The sequence below is a fragment of the Tepidiforma sp. genome (assembly GCF_034432735.1).
GTDB lineage: Bacteria > Chloroflexota > Dehalococcoidia > Tepidiformales > Tepidiformaceae > Tepidiforma.
This window is the reverse complement of the sequence record NZ_DAOUBJ010000028.1, coordinates 1-8,386: the sequence shown is the minus strand read 5'-3', so window position 1 is coordinate 8,386 and position 8,386 is coordinate 1. Positions and strand designations below refer to the sequence as shown.

At 65.6% G+C, this 8,386-nt stretch carries 11 protein-coding genes and 1 pseudogene; 9 read left to right on the top strand and 3 right to left on the bottom strand.

The window, feature by feature from the left end; all coding sequences use genetic code 11:
• Nucleotides 1–140, bottom strand: a pseudogene (gene hisE, locus VAE53_RS13150) (phosphoribosyl-ATP pyrophosphatase); the annotation flags it as partial.
• Nucleotides 141–186: 46 nt separating this feature from the next.
• Nucleotides 187–972 (bottom strand): biotin--[acetyl-CoA-carboxylase] ligase, encoded by a 786-nt coding sequence (locus tag VAE53_RS02515; RefSeq protein ID WP_322817789.1) that lies wholly within the window; start codon nt 970–972, stop codon nt 187–189.
• Nucleotides 973–1,320: 348 nt separating this feature from the next.
• Here VAE53_RS02515 and rpsB point away from each other — a divergent pair, with 348 nt between their 5' ends.
• The 9 genes from rpsB (at nt 1,321) to VAE53_RS02470 (ending at nt 7,912) form a co-directional block, all read left to right on the top strand.
• Nucleotides 1,321–2,151 carry a 30S ribosomal protein S2 gene (rpsB, locus tag VAE53_RS02510; protein ID WP_322817788.1) on the top strand — a complete coding sequence of 277 codons (831 nt, stop codon included), beginning with the start codon at nt 1,321–1,323 and terminating at the stop codon, nt 2,149–2,151.
• Nucleotides 2,152–2,179: 28 nt separating this feature from the next.
• Entirely contained in the window at nt 2,180–2,668 is a 489-nt protein-coding gene (locus tag VAE53_RS02505) for an elongation factor Ts (protein WP_369294014.1), read from the top strand.
• A 6-nt stretch (nt 2,669–2,674) separates the two neighbouring features.
• Nucleotides 2,675–3,427, top strand: coding sequence for a UMP kinase (gene pyrH / locus VAE53_RS02500; RefSeq protein WP_322817786.1), 753 nt, complete (start codon nt 2,675–2,677; stop codon nt 3,425–3,427).
• Nucleotides 3,428–3,446: 19 nt separating this feature from the next.
• The gene (frr, locus tag VAE53_RS02495) at nt 3,447–4,010 is read left to right on the top strand and encodes a ribosome recycling factor (protein WP_322817785.1); all 564 of its coding nucleotides are present in this window, start codon (nt 3,447–3,449) and stop codon (nt 4,008–4,010) included.
• Entirely contained in the window at nt 4,000–4,806 is an 807-nt protein-coding gene (locus VAE53_RS02490) for an isoprenyl transferase (protein ID WP_322817784.1), read from the top strand. The genes frr and VAE53_RS02490 overlap by 11 nt, the downstream gene beginning before the upstream one ends.
• Nucleotides 4,807–4,829: 23 nt before the next feature.
• A complete protein-coding gene (locus VAE53_RS02485) occupies nt 4,830–5,636 on the top strand; it encodes a phosphatidate cytidylyltransferase (protein WP_322817783.1) in 807 nt (268 codons plus the stop codon).
• Between the two features lie 42 nt (nt 5,637–5,678).
• Nucleotides 5,679–6,533: an alpha/beta hydrolase gene (locus VAE53_RS02480; RefSeq protein WP_322817782.1), complete on the top strand. Its 855-nt coding sequence runs from the start codon at nt 5,679–5,681 to the stop codon at nt 6,531–6,533.
• Complete coding sequence (locus VAE53_RS02475) at nt 6,530–7,309, top strand: TVP38/TMEM64 family protein (protein WP_322817781.1); 780 nt, start codon at nt 6,530–6,532, stop codon at nt 7,307–7,309. Before VAE53_RS02480 ends, VAE53_RS02475 begins: the two co-directional genes overlap by 4 nt.
• Before the next feature lie 90 nt (nt 7,310–7,399).
• Nucleotides 7,400–7,912: a hypothetical protein gene (locus VAE53_RS02470; RefSeq protein WP_322817780.1), complete on the top strand. Its 513-nt coding sequence runs from the start codon at nt 7,400–7,402 to the stop codon at nt 7,910–7,912.
• Here the strand turns inward: VAE53_RS02470 and VAE53_RS02465 are convergent.
• On the bottom strand, nt 7,897–8,386 hold a 490-nt coding region (locus VAE53_RS02465; RefSeq protein ID WP_322817779.1), incomplete at its 5' end, for a hypothetical protein. The two genes, VAE53_RS02470 and VAE53_RS02465, sit on opposite strands and share 16 nt — an antisense overlap.

The window sequence follows — 8,386 nt, the reverse complement described above, 5'->3', positions numbered from 1 at the left end:
TCGTAGCGGGCAGCCATCCAGGCTTCGGCGGCCTCTTCGACAAGTTTCTTGCCGATGGCGTGGGGCCCCCCCGCGAGGATGGCGGCGGTGCCGGACCCATCGGGCATAGTGCGCTTGCGTTGGGCGGCGAGGGCGACCATCTCTTCGAACGTCACGCGCTCACGATAGCCGAAGCGGGCGCACGGATCATGTGGAGGTTGGCCGCACGGTGACGTCGGCCGCTGTCACGGCTTCGGTTTCGCCTCCTGGGAGCCGAACGACAAGCCGGCCATCGTCGTCGATATCGACGGCGGTAGCTGCGTACGGTTCGCCCCCGACGGGGCTGATGTGGACTTCGGCGCCGAGGAAGCCGTTCAGTTCGCGGAAGCGAGCCTGCGCTTCTCCTCGAGGGGCCTCGAGCCAGCGCTCGAGCTCGTTGCAGAGGCGAGCGAGCAACGCCTCTCGGTCGACGGGCTGGCCGAGGACGGCTGCGAGGGAGGTGGCGATGTCGCGGAGTTCGGGTTGGATGGAAGGGTCGAAGTTGACGTTGATGCCGATACCAGGGAAGGCAACCGGCCCGGCTCCACCGAGCTCGGCGTCGATGAGCATACCGCAAACTTTTCGACGCCCGACCCATACGTCGTTGGGCCATTTGATGACGGCGGAGGGAACGGTTCCGCGGATGGCTTCGGCGACGGCCACGGGGATGCGGAGGGGCAAGGAACGGTGGATCTCGAGGCTGCAGCGAAGGACGAACGTAACGTAGATGTTGGCGCCGGGAGGGCTGAAGAACGACCGGCCACGGCGGCCGCGCCCTGCGGTCTGTTCTTCGGCGAGCACGGCCGTGCCGTGGATGGCGCCTTCTTCGGCTTCGCGCCGGGCGATATCCATGGTCGAACCGACGACCGGGCGGTAAACGAGGGATCGGCCTACCAAGCGGGCGCGGAGCAGGGACTGGAAACGGGGGAAATCGAAGGGTGGGGTTTCGGACATGGCGACGCTCGAGGGGGCGTGAAAAGGGCCCCGGCGCTGCCGGGGCCCTGGCGTAGCTAAGACCGGGGTCGTAGGAGGTTCGGTGATTCCTCCGAGCGAACTAGGAGGAGGTCACCTCCAGCGCAAAGGTACGGTCGTAGCTACGACTATGATGGTCCATGCGCATCACCTCCTTTCCTGCCCAGCAGGATGCTCTGCCGGGAAGAGGCTGTCAAGTGGTTGGGCTCTTTCCCCGATGGCGCTCCCTGCTATTCTGGAGTTTGTTGGAGTGATCGGCGGCGTCCTGGCCGGGCACGGTCAAATCTTTGGCGCCGCAGGATGGAGGATTCCCTGGTTACCCCTGTGAGCATGAAGCAGTTGCTCGAAGCGGGCGTCCACTTCGGGCATCAGACGCGGCGCTGGAACCCCAAGATGCGCCAATTCATCTTCACCGAGCGAAATGGCATCCACATTATCGACCTGCAGCAGACAGTCTCGCGGCTGGAAGCGGCGATGAATTTTGTCCGCGATGTCGTGGCCTCGGGCGGCGACGTACTGATCGTCGGGACGAAGAAACAGGCCCGCGAGACGGTCGAGGCGGAAGCCCGGAGGGCCGGCCTGCCGTTCGTGAACAACCGGTGGCTGGGCGGAACCCTGACGAATTTCCGGACGATCCAGCAGCGGATTCGGCATCTGCGGGAGCTCGAGGCGGCGATGGAGCGGGGGGATTTTTCCCGGTTGCCGAAGCGCGAGCAGCTCGAAATCCAGAACGAGATCGAGCGGATGAACCGCTATTTCGGCGGAATCAAGCACATGGACCGGCTCCCGGGTGCGGTGTTCATCATCGACACGGTCAAGGAGGCGATTGCGGTCTCCGAGTGTGTGCGCCTCGGCATCCCGATCGTGTCGCTCGTGGATACCAACTGCGACCCGGACCCCATCTCCTATCCGATTCCAAGCAACGATGATGCGATTCGGGCGATCAAGCTGATCCTCGGAAAGATTGCGGATGCCGCAATCGAGGGTCGGGCGATGCGCGAATCGGGGGTCGCACCAGGGACCCAGGTGAGCGATCTTGCGAGCGCGACCACGGCCGGCAGCTTCACGGCCTCGCCGGAAGACGAGCCGGCGGAAGAGGCTGGCACGCGCGTGACGGTCATCGGCATGAACCCGGCGCAATCCGCCCAGGCAGAGGAGTGAGATCGAGGTGGCTGCAGTAACGACCGAGATGATCAAGGAGCTCCGGGAGGAGACCGGGGCGGGTGTGATGGATGCGAAGCGGGCGCTCGAAGAGGCGGGCGGCGACAAGGCGAAGGCGAAGCAGATTCTCCGAGAACGGGGGATCGCTGCGGCCGCGAAACGGCAGGACCGGGAGACCAGCAACGGCGTGGTGGATGCCTACATCCACGCGGGCGGCCGGATCGGTGTGCTCGTGGAAGTCAACTGCGAGACCGACTTCGTGGCGAACACGGAGGAGTTCCGCCAGCTGGCGCGAAACATCGCCATGCAAGTCGCGGCGATGAGCCCACAGGTCGTTTCGGCGGACGACCCTGAACGGGCGAAATTCGAGGGTCCGGACGAGGAGGTCGTGCTTCTCGCACAGCCATTCATTCGGGATGCGAGCAAGACGATCAAGGACCTCGTGCAGGATGCGATTGCCAGGACGGGCGAGAACATCCGCGTGCGGCGATTCGTTCGGTTCGAGCTCGGGCGGTAAGGCCGGATGACTTCGGACGGTCGTGGGCGATATCGACGCGCCCTCGTCAAGCTTTCGGGCGAGGCGCTGATGGGCTCGCGGCCGTTCGGAATCGACCCGGAGACGCTGAAGGACCTTGCGCGGCAGATCAAGCTGGCTGTCGACGAGGGCGTTCAGGTCGCGGTCTCGGTCGGTGGCGGCAATTTTTGGCGTGGGGCGACGGTGGCCGAGACGGGCATGGACCGAGCGACGGCCGACTATGCCGGGATGCTCGGGACGATCATGAACGCGCTCGCCCTTCAGGATGCCCTGGAGAAGCGCGGCGCGGTCGTCAGAACGCAGACAGCGCTGCCGATTGCCCAGGTGGCCGAGCCATATATCCGTCGGCGGGCGATTCGGCATCTGGAGAAGGGCCGGGTGGTGATCTTCGCCGCTGGGACCGGCAATCCCTTCATGACGACCGACACGGCTGGAGCGCTGCGGGCCATCGAGACAGACTGCGAGGTTCTCCTGATGGCGAAGAACGGCGTCGACGGTGTGTACGATGCGGATCCGGCGAAGGTGCCGACGGCACGGAAGTTCGATCAGGTGACCCACATCGAGGCAATTCAGCGCCGGCTGCAAGTGATGGATATCACCGCCCTGAGCATGTGCATGGAGCACCACATGCCGATCGTGGTATTCGACGTGGCTGCCCCCGATGCGGTGTACCGTGCGCTACGGGGAGATACGATCGGAACGCTGGTTTCGGCCTCGCCGGAGCCGGCGGCCCATTCCTGAAGGACCGGAGGGGCGCGCGATGGCAGATGTCGACGAAATTTTGCTCGAAGCCGATGCAAAGATGGACCACTCCGTGGAGGCGCTGCGCAGGGAGCTCAACGGGGTCCGAACGGGCAGGGCTCACCCGAGCCTGATCGAAACGCTGATGGTCGATTACTACGGGGCGCTGACGCCGCTCAAGCAGCTGGGGACGATCAATGCGCCGGAGCCGCGGCTGCTCACGGTGACGGTATGGGACCGGAGCGCCGTCTCGGCGATCCAGAAGGCGATTCAATCGAGCGACCTTGGACTCAACCCAGCGATCGATGGCCAGACGCTTCGCCTGCCGATTCCGCCGCTCACGGAGCAGCGGCGCAAAGAGCTGGTAAAGCTCGTCCACCACAAGGCGGAGGATGCCCGAGTTGCCGTGCGAAATGTGCGTCGACATGCCCACGACGAGCTCCGGAAGCTGGAAAAGGAGGGCGGGATGTCGCAGGATGAGCTGAAACGAGCGGAGGAGGAGCTCCAGAAGCTCACGGACCGGCATATCGCGACGATCGACGCCGAAAGCAAGAAAAAAGAGGCCGAGCTCCTTGAAGTCTGAGCCTGCCAAATCGGAGACTGCCGAGACGCCCGCCGAGTATCTCGGCGACCTGATCTCTCCAATTTCGGGCGGGCGTGTTCCGCGGCACGTCGCCATCATCATGGACGGCAACGGCCGCTGGGCGACGCAGCGCGGTCTCCCACGGGCGGCCGGGCACCGGGCAGGAACGGAGAACATTCGGCGCGTCATCGAGCGATTCGCCGACCACGGCGTTCAGTATTTGACGCTCTACGCATTCAGCACGGAGAACTGGAACCGGCCGCAACGCGAGGTACGGGCGCTCATCCGTTTGCTGCGCTACTTCATCCGTCGAGAGTTGAACAACCTGCACCGGAACGGCATCCGCTTGCGGATGCTCGGGCATATCGAGACGCTGCCGGAGTGGCTTCAGCAGCAGGTGCGCGACGCGATCGAACTGACACGCGACAACGACCGCATGGTGCTCAACATCTGCTTCAGCTACGGCGGCCGCGATGACATCGTGATGGCGATCCGGGAAATGATGGCGGAAGGCGTGAAGCCGGAGGATGTGACCGAGGCACTGGTGGCTCGCTACCTGATGACCCGGGGCATGCCCGATCCGGACCTCGTGATCAGGACGGCTGGGGAGCAGCGTATTTCGAACTTCCTGCTTTGGCAGGCGGCCTACGCGGAGCTCTACTTCACCGACACGTACTGGCCCGATTTTGGGCGGGAGGACACGGACATCGCGCTGGCGGAGTACGGGCGCCGGAAGCGGAAGTTCGGGGGATTGCTCGAGGAAGATCTCGAGGAGTTCCGCGAGCCTTCGCCCTAGGCGCCGGGGCAGGGTTCGTGCGGGTGACGAATCTGCAACAGCGGCTTCTGACTGCGGCCGTTGGCCTGCCGCTGGTCATTCTTCTCGGCTGGGTCGGCGGGTGGCCGTTCGCAATGGGCGCAGCGACGGTTCTACTGCTTGCCGCGTTCGAGTTCGTTCACGGCTGGTTGATGCCGAGTCGACCGATGCGCGAGGCGCTCGGCCACCTTTCGACGGTCGCCATCGTACCAGCGGCAGTGGCCGGGGCACACGTCGACAGCCGGTTCGTGTGGATGGGACTCGGGTTCGCGCTGGTCCTGGCGGCGCTCGGCTACGCGCCAACGCAAGCCTTCGGACCGCGGAAACCCCTCCGCGTGTATTCCTGGTGCTCGGTCTATCTCGGCGTGCTCGGGGCCACGCTCGTGCTCGTGCGGGATGCACCGAACGGGCGGGAATGGTTCTTCGTCGGGCTGCTCTCGACCTTTGCCGTGGATACTGGGGCGTATGCCGTTGGACGTGCCATCGGGCAGCATCGGCTGGCTCCCCGCATCAGTCCGAAAAAGACGTGGGAGGGGGCTGCTGGGGGCTATGCGGCGGGCGTGGTCGCGGTGCTGGCGCTGAACGGACTGTTCGATACGGGCGTGGGGTCGGGAACGGCGTTTCCCCTCGCTGTCGGGCTCCCGTTGGCAGCGATCGGCGGCGACTTGGTGGAAAGCTGGATGAAGCGCCGGATGGGGGTCAAGGATGCGAGCGGGCTCTTGCCCGGGCACGGGGGCTTCATGGATCGCCTCGATTCGGTGCTGTTCGTATTTCCGTTGGTGTATCTGTTCCTGCAGGTGCGCGTGCTCTGATAGCCTGGAATGCACGATGGCATTCGTTCGGAGGCGCGGGCTATGACGGCGGATGAGTTCACCCACCGCGAGGCGACCGTCAATGGCATTCGTATGCACTACGTCGACGATGGCGAGGGCGAGGCCGTCGTGTTTCTCCACGGGTTTCCCGAGTCGTGGTACTCCTGGCGGCATCAGCTGAGGGCGCTGCGCGACCGCTTCCGGGTCATCGCCCCCGACCAGCGCGGGTATAACCTGACCGAAGCGAAGGGGCCTTACGATACCGATACGCTCCAGGCCGACGTTCTTTGCCTCCTCGACCATCTGGGGCTGGAGCGTGCACACGTGGTCGGGCACGACTGGGGTGGCATGATCGCGTGGCTGCTCGGAATGAACCACGCGGACCGGCTGCTGAGCCTGACCGTGTGCAACTTGCCGCACCCGGCGATCTTCCGGAAGCATGTCCGTCGGCCACGCCAGGCACTACGTTCGTGGTACGTCGTATTCTTCCAGCTCCCTTGGCTGCCGGAGCGGGTGCTGGCCGCTCAGGGGTACCAGCGACTTGCGCGGCGCATGATCCGCGAGTGCCGTCCCGGGACATTCACGAAGGACGACATCAAGGAGTTCCTCGCGGGGTGGCGGCGTCAGGGGCTCGGCGGTGGGATCGGCTGGTACCGAGCGGCACTGCGGCGCCCGCCGCTGATTCCCGACCCGGTTCCGCTCATCACGGTGCCAACGTTGCTGATTTGGGGCGACAACGACCGCTATCTGGGCCGGGAACTCACCGAGGGGACGGACGAGTACGTGGCAACCCTTCGCGTGGAACACCTGCCAGGCGTCAGTCACTGGGTTCAGCAAGAGGCACCCGAGGAGGTGAATCGGCTGTTGCTCGAGCATCTGGCGGCCGTGCCGCGATGACGAGCGCGCCGGACCGGCCGGCCGATGGCATCCGGCAGCTGGAGGAGCAGCTCGTGGCTGGGGGCAAGCCCCCCTTGCTTCTTCGGCGCCGCGTGGTGGCGGGGATCGTCGTCGCGTTCCTGGTGGTCATCGCGGTGTATTGGGCAACCAATCAGCTCTTCGGACTGACCTACACCCTCGAAGCCGAGCCGTTTCGGAGGTGGGTCGATGGCTTCGGGCCGGCAGGACCCCTGGTGTTCATCGGCATCATGGCGCTCTCGGTGCTCTTCGCGCCGATTCCGAACGCTCCCATTTTCATGGCCGCGGGGCTTGCCTGGGGGCCGGTGCTCGGAACGCTCTACTGTATGGTGGGGCTGCTGCTGGGCTCGACGATGGCATTCTGGGTGGCGCGGAGGTTCGGACGGGGGCATTTGCCACGGCTCATCGGGAAGCGAAACGCCGAGAGGGTGGATACCCTCGTCCTCGACATCGGGGGGAGGGTGGTGTTCTGGGCGCGGATGATTCCGGCAGTCAACTTCGACTGGGTCAGTTTCGTGGCCGGCATGACGGCCATTCCATTCCGGGTGTTCATCACGTATTCGGCGCTCGGGATGCTCTTTCCCACCGCCATCGCGGTGGTTGCAGGGGATGGGCTCGGGCGGGATTTTCGCATTACGCTCGCGGCGGGCGGGGCATGGGTTGCGGTAGTGGTGGCGAGCGCGGTGGTGTTCTGGGCGCGGCGCCGGAACGGATGGCGGGGCGGGGCGAGGAACAGGGAGTCGACAGCCGTCGATTGAGGGAAGCGCGGGGTGCGCTTCGGGGAATCGCCTATCTCGGTGAGCGACGCAGCGCGGGAGAATTCCTGCCGTAGCTGTGGAGGTCCCCCGATGAATGCCGCTCGATATCCGGCATATCTCCAACCCGTCGGCATCCGCGATCAGTCCGCGGAGAAAGGGGGCGCAACGCCGCGCGTGCGGCGGCTGCTCTCGCGGGCGGAGCTCCTCCGTCATTTGGATGTGGTGGGAAACCTGGCGCCGCGGGCTCCACTCTCGTTCCTCGTTGTTCGGGTGAGTGCGTTGGAGGCCATCGAGGCGGAGCGGGGCGATGTGGGCGTCCGATTCGTCGAGCGCGCGGTCGGTGAGGCGCTGGGCGGCCTCTGCCGAGGGACGGACATCGCTGGGGAGCTCGGGCGAGGGACATTCGGCGTGATCCTCCAAGGAGCGGGAGCGATGGCCGCGGCCGCTTCGGCTGCGCGCCTCACGCATCACCTGAATCGGCTAGCGTTCCTCCCGCCGGCGTGTTCCGTGGTGGTGGGCACGGCGACCGGAACCGGCATCCACGGCCGGCGGTTGGCCTGGGCGGCACTGGAGTCGTTCGATGCCGGCTATGCGGGTGGCTGAACGAGCCGTGTGGCGATGGGGAGCGCCCAGCGGGTGAGGCGAGCACGGGCGAGGAAGTTCGCACGAGCGGCGGCCGGGGGCTGACGTGAACGCTCCCACGAAGCGAGGCCGTCGTACCATGTGACGAGCAACATGTGCGTCGCCTCCTCCGACGAATCGCCGCGCAGGAGCGCTCGCGGTTCCGCGCGATAAGCGGTGTCGTTCTCGAATGACTCCCATGCTTCCGCGGAGAGGCGCACGAATTCGTCGACATCGCCAGCAGCGATTTCGAACTGGCGGAAGACATAGATGCCCGGGGTTTCCTGCGGTACTGGAGCGAGCGGCCGGGCCGTAGGCGTGCCCACGAACTCTTCGATTGGCTGGACATCGGTGAGTGTCGGCCAGGTGCGCAAGCCGGGCCGGCGCGCAGCTACCAGGATGAGCTCGTCGGTCCGGAGGCCGAGCAGACCGCTGAAGACGCCCCAGGGGATAGCC